The organism is Streptomyces acidicola (assembly GCF_009377235.1).
In the GTDB taxonomy this organism is placed as follows: Bacteria; Actinomycetota; Actinomycetes; order Streptomycetales; family Streptomycetaceae; genus Streptomyces; species Streptomyces acidicola.
Genome location: NZ_VMNX01000197.1, coordinates 1 through 18,057, shown reverse-complemented (window position 1 = coordinate 18,057; position 18,057 = coordinate 1). Strand labels below are relative to the sequence as shown.

The 18,057-nt window shown below is 71.0% G+C and carries 12 protein-coding genes and 1 tRNA gene; 11 read left to right on the top strand and 2 right to left on the bottom strand.

The features are described from left to right. The first annotated feature begins 474 nt into the window (after positions 1-474). The 8 genes from FPZ41_RS35015 to FPZ41_RS34980 all read left to right on the top strand — a co-directional run bounded on the left by FPZ41_RS35015 (position 475) and on the right by FPZ41_RS34980 (position 12,169). A complete protein-coding gene (locus tag FPZ41_RS35015; RefSeq protein WP_228023175.1) occupies positions 475-1,764 on the top strand; it encodes an extracellular solute-binding protein in 1,290 nt (429 codons plus the stop codon). Positions 1,765-2,102: 338 nt separating this feature from the next. Then, a complete protein-coding gene (locus FPZ41_RS35010) occupies positions 2,103-2,918 on the top strand; it encodes a carbohydrate ABC transporter permease (protein ID WP_152867613.1) in 816 nt (271 codons plus the stop codon). A 14-nt stretch (positions 2,919-2,932) separates the two neighbouring features. Continuing rightward, on the top strand, positions 2,933-3,805 hold the full coding sequence (locus tag FPZ41_RS35005; RefSeq protein ID WP_407698858.1) for a carbohydrate ABC transporter permease: 873 nt from the start codon (positions 2,933-2,935) through the stop codon (positions 3,803-3,805). A 2-nt stretch (positions 3,806-3,807) separates the two neighbouring features. Next, on the top strand, positions 3,808-5,451 hold the full coding sequence (locus tag FPZ41_RS35000; protein ID WP_322621108.1) for a beta-N-acetylhexosaminidase: 1,644 nt from the start codon (positions 3,808-3,810) through the stop codon (positions 5,449-5,451). 280 nt (positions 5,452-5,731) lie between these two features. Then, on the top strand, positions 5,732-6,625 hold the full coding sequence (locus FPZ41_RS34995; RefSeq protein ID WP_152867606.1) for an FAD binding domain-containing protein: 894 nt from the start codon (positions 5,732-5,734) through the stop codon (positions 6,623-6,625). Next, on the top strand, positions 6,622-8,238 hold the full coding sequence (locus tag FPZ41_RS34990) for a 2Fe-2S iron-sulfur cluster-binding protein (RefSeq protein ID WP_194236314.1): 1,617 nt from the start codon (positions 6,622-6,624) through the stop codon (positions 8,236-8,238). The genes FPZ41_RS34995 and FPZ41_RS34990 overlap by 4 nt, the downstream gene beginning before the upstream one ends. Then, positions 8,235-10,541, top strand: a complete 2,307-nt coding sequence (locus FPZ41_RS34985; RefSeq protein WP_322621107.1) for a xanthine dehydrogenase family protein molybdopterin-binding subunit — start codon at positions 8,235-8,237, stop codon at positions 10,539-10,541. The genes FPZ41_RS34990 and FPZ41_RS34985 overlap by 4 nt, the downstream gene beginning before the upstream one ends. A gap of 395 nt (positions 10,542-10,936) precedes the next feature. Beyond that, the gene (locus tag FPZ41_RS34980; protein ID WP_152867605.1) at positions 10,937-12,169 is read left to right on the top strand and encodes an SUKH-4 family immunity protein; all 1,233 of its coding nucleotides are present in this window, start codon (positions 10,937-10,939) and stop codon (positions 12,167-12,169) included. Positions 12,170-12,185: 16 nt separating this feature from the next. Here FPZ41_RS34980 and FPZ41_RS34975 read toward each other — a convergent pair. Continuing rightward, positions 12,186-12,260: transfer RNA gene (locus FPZ41_RS34975), tRNA-Cys, on the bottom strand. 191 nt (positions 12,261-12,451) lie between these two features. On the opposite strand from FPZ41_RS34975, the gene FPZ41_RS34970 reads away from it, so the two are divergent. From FPZ41_RS34970 to FPZ41_RS34960, 3 genes are all read left to right on the top strand, one after another. Then, complete coding sequence (locus FPZ41_RS34970; RefSeq protein WP_152867604.1) at positions 12,452-13,915, top strand: MFS transporter; 1,464 nt, start codon at positions 12,452-12,454, stop codon at positions 13,913-13,915. A 208-nt stretch (positions 13,916-14,123) separates the two neighbouring features. Then, on the top strand, positions 14,124-15,932 hold the full coding sequence (locus FPZ41_RS34965) for a DEAD/DEAH box helicase (RefSeq protein WP_322621106.1): 1,809 nt from the start codon (positions 14,124-14,126) through the stop codon (positions 15,930-15,932). 476 nt (positions 15,933-16,408) lie between these two features. Further along, a complete protein-coding gene (locus FPZ41_RS34960) occupies positions 16,409-17,050 on the top strand; it encodes an IclR family transcriptional regulator (RefSeq protein WP_131569204.1) in 642 nt (213 codons plus the stop codon). Positions 17,051-17,100: 50 nt separating this feature from the next. Here the strand turns inward: FPZ41_RS34960 and FPZ41_RS34955 are convergent, their stop codons facing one another. Then, positions 17,101-17,952, bottom strand: coding sequence for an alpha/beta fold hydrolase (locus FPZ41_RS34955; protein WP_152867603.1), 852 nt, complete (start codon positions 17,950-17,952; stop codon positions 17,101-17,103). Positions 17,953-18,057 lie beyond the last annotated feature (105 nt).

The following is an 18,057-nucleotide window of genomic DNA, read 5'->3' as shown; positions in this document are numbered from 1 at the left end:
GGGCCGGGGTCGGCTGTGCGGATCGGGGTGTCGGTCGCGCGGTCGGGGAGCTGTGTGGCACCGGTCGCCTTGGAGTCTCCAGGAGTCGCCAGGAGCCGCCCGCAGGGGACGGGCGGCGAAAACCGGGGTGCCTGGCTGGTCGCGGGGTTCTGAACGGCTCGTTTCCGACCCGGACCGTGTGGCACAAGTGCCGTTGGCCATACGGTGGTTGATCGCATCGTCTCTGTCCGCGCGCCGTGCGGCGAGTCACGCATGCCCGCATCACGCCCGCACCGTGCTCCGTCGCGCGGAATGCCCCCGCCGGTCACAGAGTGGTTGAGACCTCTTGTGGGCATGTTCATGTACTCCCTAACCTCCGGTGTGTTGTACAGAGCGAAACCGTCATTGCGCATGTTGCAACGCCCTCCGGAGGAAAGCTCCATGAAGCTCGCTGTCAGAACGGGCCGCAGCGCCCGGACGTCCCGCACGGCCCGAATGGCCGCCCCCGTGGCGGCACTTGTGATCGCGGGGCTCACCGCCACCGCCTGCGCGCCCCAGACCTCCGACAACTCCTCCTCCGGCAAGGACGAGAAGACCGGCACCCTGCGCGTCTGGCTCTTCCAGGAAGTCACCAACAAGCCGAAGGAACAGGTCGTCGACGAGACGATCGCCGCCTTCAGGAAGGCCCACGACGACGTCAAGGTCACCGTGGAGTACATCCCGGTCGAGACCCGCGCCCAGCGGATCAAGGCGGCGTTCAACGACCCCAAGAGCGCTCCGGACCTCATGGAGTTCGGCAACACGGACACCGCGGGCTATGTGAAGGACGGCGGACTCCTCGACGTCACCAAGGAGTTCACCGAGTGGGCCGACGCCAAGGACTCCGACCCGACGGCCAGGCAGTCCGTGACGGTCGACGGGCAGATCTACGGCGCGCCCTTCTTCGTCGGTGTCCGCGCCCTCTACTACCGCACGGACGTCTTCGAGGAGCTGGGTCTCGAACCCCCCACGTCGCAGTCCGAGTTGATCGAGACGGCCCGCAAGATCCGCGCGGCCAGGCCGGATCTGTACGGCCTCGCCGTCGGCGGTGCCTACACGTTCGGCGCGATGCCGTTCGTCTGGGCCGACGGCGGTGAGATCGCGAAGGGCAAGGGCGGGTCGTACGCGTCGAGCATCGACAGCGCGGCATCCCAGAAGGGCATCAAGGCGTACACCTCGCTCTTCGGCGACGACAACTGTCCGGCCGCCAAGTGCGCGGGGATGGGCGGCAACGACACGGTCACCGCGTTCGCCTCCGGCAAGGCGGGCATGGCGATCGGCGGTGACTTCAACTACGCGGCGGTCGAGGCCGGCAAGGTCAAGGGCAAGTTCGCGGTCGTACCGCTGCCGGGGGTGGAGGAGGGCTCGATCGCGCCGGCCTTCGCGGGCGGCAACAACATCGGCGTCCTGAAGAGCACCACGAAACGCACGCTCGCCGTGGACCTGATGGAGCGGCTGGCGTCGAAGGAGACGCAGGGCGAACTCTTCGACGCGATGGGCTTCCTGCCGACGTACACCGACGTGCGTGCGGAGGTCGCCAAGAAGGAGCCGCACATCGGGCCCTTCGTGAAGACGCTGTCCGCGGACACCAAGTTCGTTCCCGCCTCGTCGGCCTGGTCCCAGATCGACGCCTCGCTCGTCCTGCCGACGATGTTCCAGGAGATCGTCAGCGGCAAGAAGGACGTGGCGGCCGCCTCGAAGGACGCGGCGGACAAGATGAACGACGCGTTCAGCTCCGCTGGGTGACCCCGATGACGGACCGTACGGACCGTGCTGTCCCGGCGGCGGGGCCGACCGACCACGAGCACGGCACCCCCGTCGGCACCGACGACCACGACGTGCGAAACCCCACCGCCGCGGGCCCGGAGCCGGGCGGCGGGCGGGGTCGTGTCACGGGGGTGGCGGCTCTCGTCGAGGCTTCGGCAGGCGGCCGGTCGGCAAACGGCCGGTCGACGGGAGGTCGGTCGACGGGAGCTGGGTCGACGAAGGGCCGGGCGGTCGAGGGGCGCCGTGGTGGTTCCCGGTCGCGTGGCGGCTGGACGCCCTGGCTCTATCTCGCGCCCGCTCTCGTCGTTCTCGGCGGGCTGTTGGTCTACCCGATCTACCAGCTCGGGCTCATCTCGTTCCTCCAGTACACGCAGGCGCAGGTCAGCGGCGGGCAACCGACGACCTTCCAGGGTTTCGGGAACTACACGACCCTCTTCGGGGACCCGGAGTTCTGGCAGGTGCTGCTGGCCACCGTGCTCTTCGCGGGGGCCTGTGTGGTGTCCACGCTGGCCGTCGGATGCGCGCTCGCGGTGCTGCTGACGCGTGTACGGGCCCTGCCGCGGCTGGCGTTGATGCTGGCCGCGCTCGGCGCGTGGGCGACCCCGGCGATCACCGGCTCGACGGTCTGGCTGTTTCTCTTCGACCCCGACTTCGGGCCGGTCAACGGGGTGCTGGGGCTCGGAGACCACTCGTGGACTTACGGGCGGTTCAGCGCCTTCTTCCTCGTCCTGCTCGAAGTGGTGTGGTGCTCCTTCCCGTTCGTGATGGTGACGGTGTACGCGGGCATCCGCGCCGTACCCACCGAGGTCCTGGAGGCCGCCGCGCTGGACGGTGCCTCGCAGTGGCGGATCTGGCGGTCGGTGCTCACGCCGATACTCCGCCCGATCCTGACCGTCGTCACCATCCAGTCGGTGATCTGGGACTTCAAGGTCTTCACACAGATCTACGTCATGACGAACGGCGGCGGTATCGCCGGGCAGAACCTCGTACTGAACGTGTACGCCTACCAGAAGGCGTTCGCGTCGTCCGAGTACAGCCTCGGCTCGGCGATCGGCGTGATCATGCTGCTCATTCTGCTGGCGATCACGCTCGTGTATTTGCGGCTGCTGCGCAGACAGGGGGAGGAGAGTTGAGTTCCCCGGGTTCCGTGAGCTCCTTGAGTTCTGATCGGCCGAAGGCGAATGCCCGTCGTTTCGTACGGCGCCCCTGGCGGCTCGCGGCGGAGGCATCCGCGCTGGTCATCGCGGTGGCGGTGGCGTTTCCGCTGTACTGGATGGTGCTCAGCGCGTTCAGACCGGCGGGGGAGATCGAGTCGGCCGAGCCGCGCCCCTGGACGCTGTCGCCCACCCTGGATTCCTTCCGGCGCGTCTTCGAACAGCAGGAATTCGGCCGTTACTTCCTCAACAGCCTGGTGGTGGCCGGAGCAGTGGTCGTCGCCTCCGTGATCATCGCGTTCCTCGCGGCGACCGCCGTCACCCGATTCCGCTTCCGTTTCCGCACCACGTTGTTGATCATGTTTCTGGTGGCGCAGATGGTGCCCGTGGAGGCGCTGACGATCCCCCTCTTCTTCGTCATGCGGGACTTTGGTCAACTCAACACCCTGGGCGCGCTGATCCTGCCGCACATCGCCTTCTCGCTGCCGTTCGCGATCTGGATGCTCCGAGGTTTTGTGAAGGCCGTTCCCGAGGCGCTGGAGGAGGCCGCGTACCTCGACGGGGCGAGCCGTACGCGATTCATGTGGCAGATCCTTTTCCCGCTCGTCTTCCCCGGGCTGGTCGCGACGAGCGTCTTCTCCTTCATCTCGGCCTGGAACGACTTCCTGTTCGCCAAGTCGTTCATCATCAGTGACACGTCCCAGTCGACCCTTCCGATGGCCCTTCTCGTCTTCTACAAGCCCGACGATCCCGACTGGGGCGGCGTGATGGCGGCGTCCACGGTGATGACGATTCCGGTGTTGATCTTCTTCGTGCTCGTACAGCGACGACTGGTCTCCGGGCTGGGCGGAGCGGTAAAGGACTGACAGTGACCGAACTGATTCCCAAGCCCCGCAGCGTCGTCGCCGGTTCCGGCGAGGTGCGACTGACGGCGCACTCCCAGATCTACGCCGGCACCGCTGCGGAGGGCGTCGGCCACTGGCTGTGCGCCGTCCTCCGGCAGGCCACAGGCCTGCCGCTCCGCGAGGGGCGGGAGCTCGACGACACCGGCGGCGACGGCATCGGGCTCCAGATCGACTCCGAGCTCGCCCCCGAGGAGTACCGCCTCGTCAGCGACTCGACCGGCGTCCTGATCGAGGGCGGCAGCGCGGCCGGTGTCTTCTGGGGGGCCCAGGCGCTGAGGCAACTCCTCGGCCCCGACGCGTACCGAAGGGCCCCGCTCGGCCGCGACCGTGCCTGGGCCGTGCCGTACGTCACGATCGAGGACTCGCCCCGCTTCCGCTGGCGCGGCCTCATGCTCGACGTCGCCCGGCACTTCATGCCCAAGGACGGGGTTCTGCGCTACCTGGACCTGATGGCCGCGCACAAACTCAACGTCTTCCACTTCCACTTGACGGACGATCAGGGATGGCGCCTGGAGATCGAGCGGTACCCGAAGCTCACCGAGATCGGATCCTGGCGGGCACGAACGAAATTCGGTCACCGCGCCTCGCCCCTGTGGGAAGAGAAGCCGCACGGGGGTTACTACACCCGGGACGACATCCGGGAGATCGTCGCGTACGCCGCCGAGCGGCATATCTCCGTCGTCCCCGAGATCGACATCCCGGGCCACTCGCAGGCCGCCATCGCCGCGTATCCGGAACTGGGCAACACCGACGTCATCGACACGACCTCCCTGACGGTCTGGGACACCTGGGGTATCAGCAAAAACGTACTCGCCCCCACTGACAACACCCTCCGCTTCTACGAGGGCGTCCTGGAGGAAGTGCTCGACCTGTTTCCGGCCGACGCGGGCGAGTTCTCGTCATTCGTGCACATCGGCGGCGACGAGTGCCTGAAGGACCAGTGGCGCAGGTCGCCGACCGCGCAGCAGCGCATCGAGGCGCTGGGGCTCGGCGACGAGGACGAACTGCAGTCGTGGTTCATCCGGCACTTCGACAACTGGCTGACCGCGCGCGGGCGTCGCCTGATCGGATGGGACGAGATCCTTCAGGGCGGCCTCGCACCGGGTGCCGCGGTGTCGTCGTGGCGCGGCTACGACGGCGGGATCACGGCCGCCCGCACGGGCCACGACGTGGTCATGTGCCCCGAGCAGCAGGTCTATCTGGACCACCGGCAGCACGACGGCGCCGACGAGCCGGTGCCCATCGGCTACGTCCGCACGCTGGAGGATGTCTATCGTTTCGAGCCGGTTCCACCGGAGTTGACGCCCGAGGAGGCGCGGCACGTGCTGGGCGCGCAGGTCAACGTGTGGACCGAGGTGATGGAGGACCCTGCGCGTGTGGACTACCAGACGTTCCCGCGTCTGGCGGCCTTCGCTGAGGTGGCGTGGAGCTCCCTGCCCGCCCCCGCGGAGCGGGACTTCGCGGACTTCGAGCACCGGATGACCGCGCACTACGGGCGACTCGACGCCCTGGGGGTGGCTTATCGGCCACCCGCGGGGCCGCGACCGTGGCAGCGGCGTCCCGGGGTGCTCGGACGTCCGATCGACGGGCCGCCGCCGATCGTGTGAGGTGACCCCGAAGTCGTGCAAGCGGGACGTTCACGGGGAAAACACGGCCCCACAAGGAGAAAGGCTCACAAAGATCATCGAAGGGCGGCAATATGCGCTCACTTCGGATGCCGTGCGAAAACGGTCCATCACCGTGGTGAAGTGGGCGAATGCCTCCTAGCGGACCCCCGCGTTCGGGTCTCGCGAGAATGTGCCAGAGTTGCCACGTCCGCCCTGTCAGCACGTACCGTACGGCAGCACAGGTGGGACCAGGTGGGGCAGCGGGAAGGGGCAGCCGGTTTTGACCACGCAGGCACCGCAGGCGGCGCAGGCTGTGACGCTGCCCGGCTCGCTGGACGAGGCCGTGGAGGCGCTGGCGGCCATGCCCGCCGCCGTCCCCGTGGCCGGTGGTACGGACCTGATGGCCGCGGTCAACTCCGGGCAGCTCAGGCCCGCCGCGCTCGTCGGCCTCGGCCGGATCAGCGAGATCCGCGGCTGGCAGTACCAGGACGGTCACGCGCTGCTCGGCGCGGGCCTGACACACGCACGCATGGGACGCCCCGACTTCGCGGCGCTCATCCCGGCTCTCGCGGCGTCCGCGAGAGCCGCCGGCCCGCCGCAGATCCGCAACGCGGGCACCCTGGGCGGAAACATCGCGACGGCAGCCCCTACGGGGGACTCGCTGCCCGTACTCGCCGCCCTGGAAGCGACGTTGATCATCGCGGGCCGGGGTGGAGCCCGCCGTGAGGTCCCCGTCTCGCACCTCCTGGCCGGCATGGAGATGCTGCGCTCCGGTGAACTCATCGGGTACGTGCGCGTGCCGCTGCTGCACGCGCCGCAGGTCTTCCTGAAGGCCACCGGACGGACGGGCCCCGGGCGCGCGACGGCGTCCGTCGCGGTCGTCCTCGACCCCGCCCGGCGCGGCGTGCGGTGCGCCGTCGGTGCCATAGCGCCGATGCCGCTCAGGCCCCTGGACGCCGAGGCGTGGGTCGGCCGGCTGATCGACTGGGACGGCGAGCGCACCCTCGTGCCGGAGGCCCTGAACGCCTTCGGGGAGTACGTCGCCGCCGCCTGCATCCCGGACCCGGCGCCCGCCGAGGACGGTTCCGTGGCACCGCTTCCGCCCGCCGTGCTGCAACTTCGGCGTACCGTCGCCGTACTGGCCCGACGAGCATTGGGGAGGGCACTGTCGTGACCGACGACCAGCACGGAGAGAGCGCGCCCCAGCAGGGCGCGCACGGCGGCTGGGAGCGGCTGCCCCAGGGGGACTACGACGACGGCGCCACGACGTTCGTCCAGCTCCCCGAAGGGGGCATCGACGCGCTGCTGGCCTCGGACACCCCCCTCGCCGCGCGCGGCCACGGCTACGTGCCCCCGCAGATAACGGCGACGCCCCCCGCGGCCGCCGGCACCGACCCGGCGGGCACCGGCACCTGGACGGCACCGGCCGAGGGCGCGCAGTGGCCCGACCCGAACGCCGTGCCCCACGGGGCCGACCAGCACGGGTTCACGTACAGCCCGGGCGGCACCGGCCAGTGGGCCTTCGAAGAGGTCACCCAGGAGGGGCCCGCCGCCGGGTCCACTCCGGGGCACGACGTGACCGGGCAGTGGTCGATCCCCGTCGCCGGAGGCGACATCCCGGACGAATCGGGCGAGTTCAGTGCGTCGTCCCTCGTCGAACAGTGGGGCGGCACCCCTCCGGCCACGCTCCCCGGGGGCGCCTCCGCGCCCTGGGCGTCCGAGGCGATCGGGACCGCGTGGACCGCACCGCCGCCCGAGCGCACCGAGGAGCACCCGCCCGGCGGGACAGCCGGGGGATACGCGCCCACAGCACCCGGAGAGACCGCTGACGGGCACGGGCCGGCCGAGGCGGCAGGGGCCTCCGCGGTCGAAGCGCCTGGAGCGCCCGCTGAGGCGCCGGGGCAGCCGCCGCACGGCACTTACCCCGGACCGCCCGCCGAGGCCGCGAGTGAGGCCCCTGAGGCCGTCCAGGAGGCTTCAAGGCAGTCCGGCGTAGCCCCTGCGGAGCCGTCCGCCGCCCCCGAGCCGGAGCCGGCCGGTGACACAGCCGACGCGGCACCGGCCGCCGAGGAAGCGCCGGCCGAGCCCGCCGCGCCCCTGATCGACGACCACCCCCTCGCCAGTTACGTCCTGCGGGTGAACGGCGCCGAACGACCGGTCCCCGACGCCTGGATCGGCGAGTCGCTGCTCTACGTGCTGCGCGAGCGCCTCGGCCTCGCGGGCGCCAAGGACGGCTGCTCGCAGGGCGAGTGCGGCGCCTGCAACGTGCAGGTCGACGGCCGGCTCGTGGCGTCCTGCCTGGTGCCCGCCGTCACCGCCGCCGGCAGCGAGGTCCGCACCGTCGAGGGACTCGCCGTCGACGGGCAGCCCTCCGACGTGCAGCGGGCGCTCGCCAGGTGCGGCGCGGTGCAGTGCGGTTTCTGTGTGCCGGGCATGGCCATGACCGTCCACGACCTGCTGGAGGGCAACCCCGCCCCGACCGAGCTGGAGACCCGGGCGGCCCTCTGCGGCAACCTGTGCCGCTGCTCGGGCTACCGGGGCGTCGTGGAGGCCGTGAGCGAGGTCGTCGCGGAGCGCCAGGCGCACACCAAGGCCGAGGCATCGCCGGAGGCCGAGGAGGCGCGCATCCCGCACCAGGCAGGACCCGGAGCGGGCAGCGTCAACCCGGCTGCGTTCGAGGACCCTTCCGGGTACGCCCCCCAGGGACACCCGCAGGGCCACCCCCAGGGCCATCCCCCGGGGCAGCATGACCAGGCGTACGGACCGGACGGAGGAGGGCAGGCGTGACGAACGAAGCAGCCACCGCGACCACGGCGGAGGCCGCACCGGTCATTGATCCGCTGACGCACGGCCTCGGCGTGTCCCTGCCGTCCGCCGAGGCCCGCGCCAAGACCGAGGGCACGTTCCCGTACGCGGCCGACCTGTGGGCCGAGGGCCTGCTGTGGGCCGCCGTACTGCGCTCCCCGCACCCGCACGCGCGCATCGTGTCCATCGACACCTCCCACGCGCGCGACATGCCCGGCGTCCGTGCCGTCGTCACCCACGAGGACGTGCCGGGAGCCGCGCTGCACGGCCGCGGCACGGCCGACCGCCCCGTGTTCGCCTCCGAGGTCGTACGCCACCACGGGGAGCCCATCGCCGCCGTGGCCGCCGACCACCCCGACACCGCGCGCATGGCCGCGGCCGCCGTCATCGTCGAGTACGAAGTACTCGACCCGGTGACCGACCCGGAGCAGGCCTTCGAGGCCGAACCCCTGCACCCCGACGGCAACCTGATCCGCCACATCCCGCTGCGCCACGGCGACCCCGACGCGATCGGCGAGATCGTCGTCGAGGGCCTGTACCGCATCGGCCGCCACGACCCGGCCCCCATCGGAGCCGAGGCCGGGCTCGCCGTGCCACGCCCCGACGGCGGCGTCGAGCTCTACCTCGCTTCCACCGACCCCCACGCCGACCGTGACACGGCCGCCGCCTGCTTCGCCCTGGAACCCGACCGCGTGAAGATCGTCGTCACCGGCGTACCCGGCGCCACGGCCGACCGCGAGGACCAGGGCTTCCAGCTCCCGCTCGGACTGCTCGCCCTGAAGACCGGCTGCCCGGTCAAACTCGCCGCCACGCGCGAGGAGTCCTTCCTGGGCCACGCGCACCGGCATCCGACGCTGCTCAGGTACCGCCACCACGCGGACGCCGAGGGCAAGCTGGTGAAGGTCGAGGCGCAGATCCTGCTGGACGCCGGCCCGTACGCGGAGACCTCGTCCGAGGCGCTGGCCGCCGCCGTGGCGTTCGCCTGTGGCCCCTACGTCATCCCGAACGCCTTCATCGAAGGCTGGGCGGTGCGCACCAACAACCCCCCGTCGGGCCATGTACGCGGCGAGGGCGCCATGCAGGTGTGCGCCGCCTACGAGGCCCAGATGGACAAGATGGCCAGGAAGCTGGGCGTGGACCCGGCGGAACTGCGCCTGCGCAACGTCATGTCCACCGGGGACGTCCTCCCCACCGGCCAGTCGGTGACCTGCCCGGCCCCCGTGGCCGAACTCCTCCAGGCCGTACGGGACTTCCCGCTCCCCGCACTCCCCAAGGACACGCCCGAGGACGACTGGCTGCTCCCCGGAGGCCCCGAGGGCGCGGGCGAGCCGAGCGCGGTCCGCCGCGGCGTGGGCTACGGCCTCGGCATGGTGCACATGCTGGGCGCGGAAGGCGCGGACGAGGTCTCGACGGCCACGGTGAAGGTCCAGGACGGCGTGGCCACGGTCCTGTGCGCCGCCGTGGAGACGGGCCAGGGCTTCGCCACGCTGGCCCGGCAGATCGTCCAGGAGACGCTCGGCATCGACGAGGTGCACGTGGCACCGGTCGACACCGACCAGCCCTCCGCGGGCGCGAGCTGCCGCGGCCGCCACACGTGGGTGTCCGGCGGAGCCGTGGAACGCGCCGCGAAGATGGTCCGCACCCAGCTCCTCCAGCCCCTGGCGCACAAGTTCGGCATGTCCACCGAACTGCTCCAGATCACCGACGGCAAGATCACGTCGTACGACGGCGTCCTGTCCACCACCGTCGCCGAGGAGATGGACGGCAAGGAACTGTGGGCCACGGCCCAGTGCCGCCCCCACCCGACCGAACCGCTCGACGACACCGGCCAGGGCGACGCCTTCGTGGGCATGGCGTTCTGCGCGATCCGCGCGGTCGTGGACGTCGACATCGAACTCGGCTCGGTACGGGTCGTGGAACTGGCGGTGGCCCAGGACGTCGGCCGGATCCTCAACCCCGCCCAGCTCGCCGCCCGTATCGAGGCGGGGGTCACCCAGGGCGTGGGCGTGGCCCTGACCGAGAACCTCCGCACGGCCCGCGGCCTGATCCGCCACCCCGACCTCACGGGCTACGCCCTCCCGACCGCCCTGGACGCCCCCGACATCCGCATCGTCAAACTCGTCGAGGAACGCGACGTGGTCGCCCCCTTCGGCGCGAAGGCCGTCAGCGCGGTCCCGGTCGTGACGTCCCCGGCGGCCGTCGCCTCGGCGGTCCGCGCGGCCACGGGCCGCCCGGTCAACCGCCTGCCGATCCGCCCCCAGGCGGCGGTGGTGACCGGGGCCTAGGCCCTGTCGTCAAACTCCCTCCCCCACTGCCTTAAGGGCGTGGGAGGTACCCCCAGCCACGCGGGGCCTGGCACGCAGGCTCGCCGCGTTGCCGAAAAGCCCTAGTAGCTCCTCCCCCACGCTCGGCTTCGCTCGCGCGGGGGCACCCCCGTCGAGGACTTTCCGGCGCCTTGCGATCGCACGCACCAGGCCCCGCGTGGCCCGCCCTCCGGGCGGACGACGGGAGTTTGACGACAGGGCCTAGACGCCCCGGGCGCCGCGCGGGCCGCGGCGGACCGGCGTTGTCAGTGGTGCGGCGTAAGGTTCTTTGTCAGGGGGAACAGCCGCGCCGCCGCTGGTGGGGGGCGTTCCTGGCCGGGGGAAGCACGACGGGAATCACATGTGCTGGGGGAACCATGAGCACGACTACGACGACAGTGGGTGGCGGGACGATCACGCTGACTGATGAAGAGCTGGGCCCGTACGTCACGCACGCGGGCACGCGGCAGTGGCTGACGGGCCCCGGACTGCCGCACGAGAGCGCGCTGTTGGGGTTCGGCGCGTTGCGCGAGGGGACCGGGCTGCGGCGGGTGGCCGAGCTGGTGGCCGACGCGGGGGTGCTCGCACAGGAGCTGCGGGACCAGCTGGTGATCGGTTCGCTGCGCACGCTGGACAGGGACCTGGAGTCGATCGTCCTGGACGGCACCACGGGTGAGATCTCGACGACGTCCTTCCACCGCGACCCGGGCCTGATGGACCTGTCCCCGCTCGCCCCGTCCCTGGAGGCGCTGCTGCGATTCGCGGAGGCGACGGAGGAACTGGTCGAGTCCCGGGGCCGGTTCGCGACGTTCGAGGGCCGCGTGGGGCCAAAGCCGGTAGCCGCGATGACCTCGCACCTGACCTCGCACCTGACGCCTCATGTGACGTCCCAACTGACCTCGCTCCTCGCCGCGCGGTCGGAGTCGGACGAGGTGCGGGACCTGGCCCCGTACTGGCGGATGGCCGCGCTGATCCGCCCCCTCGCCCGTATCGCGGGCCCGGGCGACGGGCTCGCCCTCAAGCTCCCGCCCCGCCTGCTGGACGAGGAGTTCGGCGCGGGCGGGATCATGCGCTTCGAGGAGGTGGACTTCCCCACCACGCTCGTCCACGGGCCCACGCGCCGCTTCCTGACGGAGTTCGGCCTCCCCGAGGACGGCTTCATGTTCCAGCTGGACACGGAGGTGGCGCTGCCGACGCTGTCCGAGTACTACGCGGAGGAGCGCCCCGGATACCTCACGGCGACCGAACTGCCGGTGAACGCCGACCGGTTGATCCGCCTCGGCCAGCTCCTCCACGACACGAGCCTCGTCGTCGACGGCACCACGGGCGCGATCCTCTGCTGGAGCGAGCCCGACCGCACGCTCCGCCCCCTGAACGCCGACATCTCGACCCTCGCCTTCACGGTCTGGCTCATCCACCGGGAGAAGGCCCTGGACGCCCGGTACGACCTCACGGAGTCCTACGCCCAGCTCGCCGCCACCATGACGGAGACCCTCGCCACGGTCGACCCCATCGCCTGCGACCGCACCCCCACGACACCGGACGACGACGGCTGGCGCTACTGGCCCGGAATATTCGAGGACCAGACGAGCGGCACGCTGTACGCGTAAGCCCGTGGGGCTGTTTTGGAGGCCGTGGCGGGAATCGAACCCACGTAACTCGCTTTGCAGGCGAGTCCCTAAACCACTCGGGCACACGGCCATTTCGGAACAAAGTGCGCGTTCCGAACTCGGTACATCGACCGTAGGCCGTGCTCGTTCCCGTGCTCAAGGGCACCGGACGGGCTGCAATGGGACTGCCATACGCCGTTCACAGACGTACGACCAAGGTCCCAGGCAGTCGGCTACTTCGGACAGGGGCAGATGTCAGCGATGCCCCTTACTCTGGCGACCATGGCCACCCTCGAACCGCGCGACACGGACGTCGCCGACACCGCCCCCTCGCTCTCGAAAGCCGACGACGCCGGCGTGCTGCGCGCGCCCTACCGTGCCCTCAGCATCGGCATCGTCTCCGTCGTGCTGCTGATCGCCTTCGAGGCGATGGCCGTGGGGACGGCGATGCCGGTGGCGGCGCGGGAGCTGGACGGGGTCTCGGTGTACGCGTTCGCGTTCTCGGGGTACTTCACGACGAGCCTGTTCGGCATGGTGCTCGCCGGGCAGTGGTCGGACCGGAACGGCCCCCTGGGATCGCTGACGGCGGGCATCGCCGCCTTCGCGGCCGGACTGCTGCTGTCCGGGACGGCGGGGACGATGTGGATGTTCATCCTCGGCCGGGCCGTGCAGGGACTCGGCGGCGGGCTGGTGATCGTCGCGCTGTACGTGGTCGTGGGGCGGGCCTACCCGGAGCGGTTGCGGCCGGCGATCATGGCGGCCTTCGCGGCGAGCTGGGTGCTGCCGTCCGTGGTGGGCCCGCTGGCCGCGGGTGCGGTGACCGAACACCTCGGCTGGCGCTGGGTGTTCGTCGGTATCCCGGTGCTGGTCGTGTTCCCGCTGGCGCTCGCGCTACCGCAGATACGCCGGTTGGCGGCCGGCCCGGCGAAGGGGACCGAACCGGCACCGTTCGACCGCCGCCGCATCCGCCTGGCCTTCGGGATCTCGCTCGGCGCGGGCCTGTTGCAGTACGGGGCGCAGGCTCTGTCGGATCAGGATGCGAAGTGGCTGGCCGTGATACCCGCCGTGGCGGGCATCGCGCTGCTGGTCCCGGCCGTGCTCGGGCTGTTGCCCCGCGGCACGTACCGGGCGGCGCGCGGGCTGCCGTCCGTGGTGCTGTTGCGCGGGGTCGCGGCGGGGTCGTTCGTCGCAGCCGAGTCCTTCGTGCCGTTGATGCTGGTCACCCAGCGTGGACTGTCGCCGACGCTCGCCGGTCTCTCGCTGGCGGCGGGTGGGGCCACGTGGGCGCTGGGGTCGTGGGTGCAGTCGCGACCGCGCCTGGAGCCGTACCGGGAACGGCTGATGACGGCCGGCATGGTCGTGGTCGCCGTTTCGATCGCGGCCGCCCCGAGCGTGCTGATCGAGGCGGTGCCGGCGTGGAGCGTGGCGGTGGCCTGGGCGTTCGGCTGCCTCGGCATGGGGCTCGTGATCTCCTCCACCAGCGTCCTGCTGCTCCACCTCTCCGCACCCGAGGAAGCCGGCGCCAACTCGGCCTCCCTCCAGATCTCCGACGGCCTCTCCAACGTCGTCCTCCTCGCCGCGGGCGGCGCCGCCTTCGCGGCCCTGGGCGGCGGCACGGTCACCCACACCGCCACGGAGGCCACCGGCTCGGGTTCGCATCCGGCGGCGTTCGCGGCGGTGTTCCTGCCGATGGCGGTGGTGGCGTTGCTCGGGGCGTGGGTGACGACCCGGTTGCGCGAGCGGTGACGGTGATCGCCGAGCGGTGATCGCCCAGCGATGATCGTTGCGTGTTGATCGTCGAGCGGTGGGAGCTGTGAGGTGAATCCCATCCAGGGGTGACCCGGTGGTATTCGCGTATTGACGTCTCCCGGGCGCCGGTAGGGTGGCCCGGTCGTCTGATCACCGGCCGAGCAACCCGCACCCGAGCCACCCGAGCCCACCACCCCCGGAGACCGTGACTACCACCGCCGCCAGCGCCAGCTCCGCCTCGCACTCGCATCACCTCTCGCCCGCGTTCCCCGGCCGTGCCCCGTGGGGCACCGCCGGCAAGCTGCGTGCGTGGCAGCAGGGGGCGATGGAGAAGTACGTCCAGGAGCAGCCACGTGACTTCCTGGCCGTGGCCACCCCGGGCGCCGGGAAGACGACCTTCGCGCTGACGCTCGCCTCCTGGCTGCTGCACCACCACGTCGTGCAGCAGGTGACCGTGGTCGCGCCCACCGAGCACCTGAAGAAGCAGTGGGCGGAGGCGGCGGCGCGGATCGGCATCAAGCTGGACCCCGAGTACAGCGCGGGCCCGCTCGGCAAGGAGTACGACGGGGTCGCGGTCACGTACGCCGGTATCGGTGTGCGGCCCATGCTGCACCGCAATCGTGTCGAGCAGCGCAAGACCCTCGTCATCCTCGACGAGATTCACCACGCGGGTGACAGCAAGTCCTGGGGCGAGGCCTGTCTGGAGGCGTTCGAGCCCGCGACGCGGCGGCTCGCGCTCACCGGTACGCCCTTCCGGTCCGACACCAACCCCATCCCCTTCGTGACGTACGAGGAAGGGAACGACGGGATCCGGCGGTCCGCCGCCGACTACACGTACGGATACGGCAACGCGCTCGCCGATCACGTCGTCCGGCCCGTCATCTTCCTCTCCTACAGCGGCAACATGCGGTGGCGGACGAAGGCGGGGGACGAGATCGCCGCCCGGCTCGGTGAGCCCATGACCAAGGACGCCGTCAGCCAGGCCTGGCGCACCGCCCTCGATCCGCGCGGTGAGTGGATGCCCAGCGTGCTGCGCGCCGCCGACCAGCGGCTGACCGAGGTCCGCAAAGGCATCCCGGACGCCGGCGCCCTCGTCATCGCCACCGACCAGGACTCGGCGCGCGCGTACGCCAAGCTCATCAGGGAGATCACCGGTCACTCGGCGACCCTCGTCCTCTCCGACGACGCCGGGGCCTCGGACCGTATCGACGAGTTCAGCCACAACACCGACCGGTGGATGGTCGCCGTCCGCATGGTGTCCGAGGGCGTCGACGTGCCCCGGCTCGCCGTCGGCGTGTACGCCACCACCATCTCCACCCCGCTGTTCTTCGCCCAGGCCGTCGGCCGTTTCGTACGGTCCCGGCGGCGTGGCGAGACCGCCTCCGTGTTCCTGCCGACGGTTCCCGATCTGCTCTCCTTCGCCAACGAGATGGAGGTCGAGCGCGACCACGTCCTCGACAAGCCGAAGAAGGGGGGCGAGGAGGACCCGTACGCCGAGGAGGCGAAGCTCCTCCAGGAGGCCGAGAAGCAGCAGGACGAGGACACCGGCGAGCAGGACATGCTGCCCTTCGAGGCCCTCGAATCCGACGCGGTGTTCGACCGGGTGACGTACAACGGCGCCGACTTCGGCATGCAGGCCCACCCGGGCAGCGAGGAGGAACAGGACTACCTGGGCATTCCGGGCCTGTTGGAGCCCGATCAGGTGGAGCTCCTCCTCCAGAAGCGGCAGGCGCGGCAGATCGCGCACAGCCGTAAGAAGCCCGATTCCGAGGCCGACCTCCTGGAGGTGCCGGCCGACCGGCGGCCCGTCGTCACCCACAAGGAACTGCTGGAACTGCGCAAGCAGCTCAACAGCATGGTCGGTGCGTACTCCCACCAGAGCGGCAAGCCGCACGGCGTGATCCACACCGAGGTGCGCCGGGTGTGCGGCGGCCCGCCGAGCGCGGAGGCCACGGCGGGGCAGCTGCGCCAGCGGATCGCCAAGGTGCAGGAGTGGGCCACTCGCATGCGCTGACACCGGCGCGGTGAGGCAATGCCGGGTTCCGGGGTGTTGTGCGCTTCTGTGTTGTGCGCCTACGCGTTGTGCGCCTATGCGTTGTGTGCGCCTGCGGGATTTGCGTTGCGCGTATTTGCGGTTCGCGGGATTTGCGTAGCGCGCACCCGCGGGTATGCGTGTTGCGCGCGCCTGTGCGGGGGGCTGTGTGCGCCGGGCAGTGCGCGCCGTTGTATTCCGGGGCAAAGCGAAGTAGTCCATACCGGTTAGTGACCGGATTCTGGACGGAGGCTTCCGCTGAGCGAACCGGCTCGCTACTGTCCCCACACGCATACGCCCCGTGGCAGTGCCGCCGCGGAGCGCAGCCGTGAAGCGACTCCGCCCGGAGCACCTCCGGGTCCAGCCGACCGGCGGCCACTGAAGCGCGTCGCCGACGGGACCGGTGACGCATCCGCCGCGGAAGGGGCCGCCGCCCTCACCACGAAGGAGTGGGCGTCGTGACCGCGGAGACCTCCCAGACGCTCGACCGGGGACTGCGTGTCCTCAAGCTGCTCGCCGACACGGACCACGGGCTGACCGTCACTGAGCTCTCGCACAAGCTGGGCGTGAACCGGACCGTTGTGTACCGGTTGCTCGCCACCCTGGAGCAACACGCCCTCGTGCGCCGTGACCTGGGCGGCCGGGCCCGCGTCGGCCTCGGCGTGCTCCGTCTGGGCCGTCAGGTGCATCCTCTGGTCCGTGAGGCCGCCCTGCCCGCGCTGCGCTCGCTCGCGGAGGACATAGGCGCCACGGCCCATCTGACCCTCGTTGACGGCACGGAGGCGCTGGCCGTCGCGGTCGTCGAGCCGACGTGGACGGACTACCACGTGGCGTACCGGGCCGGGTTCCGGCACCCCCTGGACCGGGGTGCCGCAGGGCGCGCCATCCTCGCGGCCCGGCGGCAGCCGGTCGACGGGCCCGGGTACACCCTCACGCACGGGGAGTTGGAGGCCGGGGCGAGCGGCGCAGCGGCACCGCTGCTGGGTGTGACCGGCGTCGAGGGCAGCGTGGGCGTCGTGATGCTCGCGGACGCGGTGCCGGAGCGCGTGGGCCCGCGGGTCCTCGACGCCGCCCGGGAAGTTGCCGACGCGCTGCGCTGAGCGCGGCGGCCGGGAGTCAGCGGCTGTCGGGAGGCAGCAGCGGCCGGGAGTCAGCAGCTGTCGGGAGTCAGTGGCTGGTCGGTGATGCTGCCGAGCCACTCCAGCAGGATCTTGGTGAAGGTGTCGGGCCGTTCCATGTTCGCGTAGTGGGCGGTGCCCTCGATCGCCGTCGTACGGCTGTCGCCCGCGACGATGTCGACGAGACGGTCGGCCATGGCGATCAGGTCGGATGCGTCGAGGGCGCCATTGACGGCCAGTACGGGGACCGTGATGCCCGCGGCGCGGGCCCAGGTGTCGGTCACGGGGACGGACCAGTCGGGCTCGCCGGGCGCGTGCTTGGTGATGGTCCCGAGCAGCATGTCCCGTACGCGTCGTACGACATCGGGGTCGACCTCGTCGAGCGTGCGGTGCGGCCCGGCCACGGCTGACAGGGAGGCATCGACCCAGCCCTCGATGTCACCGGCCTCCAGGGCGGCCTGCCGGCGGACCCCGAAGTCCTTGGTCCAGGGGTCCCGGTACTCGGGCTCGCTGGTCCCCGCGCCGCTGACGGCGAGTGCGCGGACGAGGCCGGGGTGCTCAAGTGCGGTGTCGACAGCGATCGCCGAGCCCATCGACATCCCGACCAGGACGGCGGGGACCACGTCCAGATGGCGGAGGAGCGCGGCGAGGTCGTCCGCGAACCGGAAGGGCCGGCTCGCGTTGTCGGACGCGCCGTGGCCCCGCGCGTCCGGTGCGATCACCCGGTGGCCGACCGCGAGGAGCGGTACGACGTCGTCCCACATGCGGTGATCGGTGAAGCCGCCGTGCAGCAGCACGAGCGGGGGGCCCGCGCCGCCGGTGTCGCGGTAGGCGAGGAGGCCGTCGTCGGACGGGAACGTGAACACCTGAGAGACATCAGTCATGACAACTAAGGTGTCATGTTGCGCTGAGGATTGGCAACCAAGGTGTCATTCTGGTTCCGTGAGTCCGTGAACAAGAACAATGACAAGCCGTCCCCACCCGAAGGC

Coding starts and splice junctions, on each gene's coding strand:
- FPZ41_RS34980 (WP_152867605.1), top strand. CDS start 10,937: ATGAGCACGACTACGACGACAGTGGGTGGCGGGACGATCACGCTGACT.
- FPZ41_RS34955 (WP_152867603.1), bottom strand. CDS start 17,952: ATGACTGATGTCTCTCAGGTGTTCACGTTCCCGTCCGACGACGGCCTC.
- FPZ41_RS34970 (WP_152867604.1), top strand. CDS start 12,452: ATGGCCACCCTCGAACCGCGCGACACGGACGTCGCCGACACCGCCCCC.
- FPZ41_RS35015 (WP_228023175.1), top strand. CDS start 475: ATGGCCGCCCCCGTGGCGGCACTTGTGATCGCGGGGCTCACCGCCACC.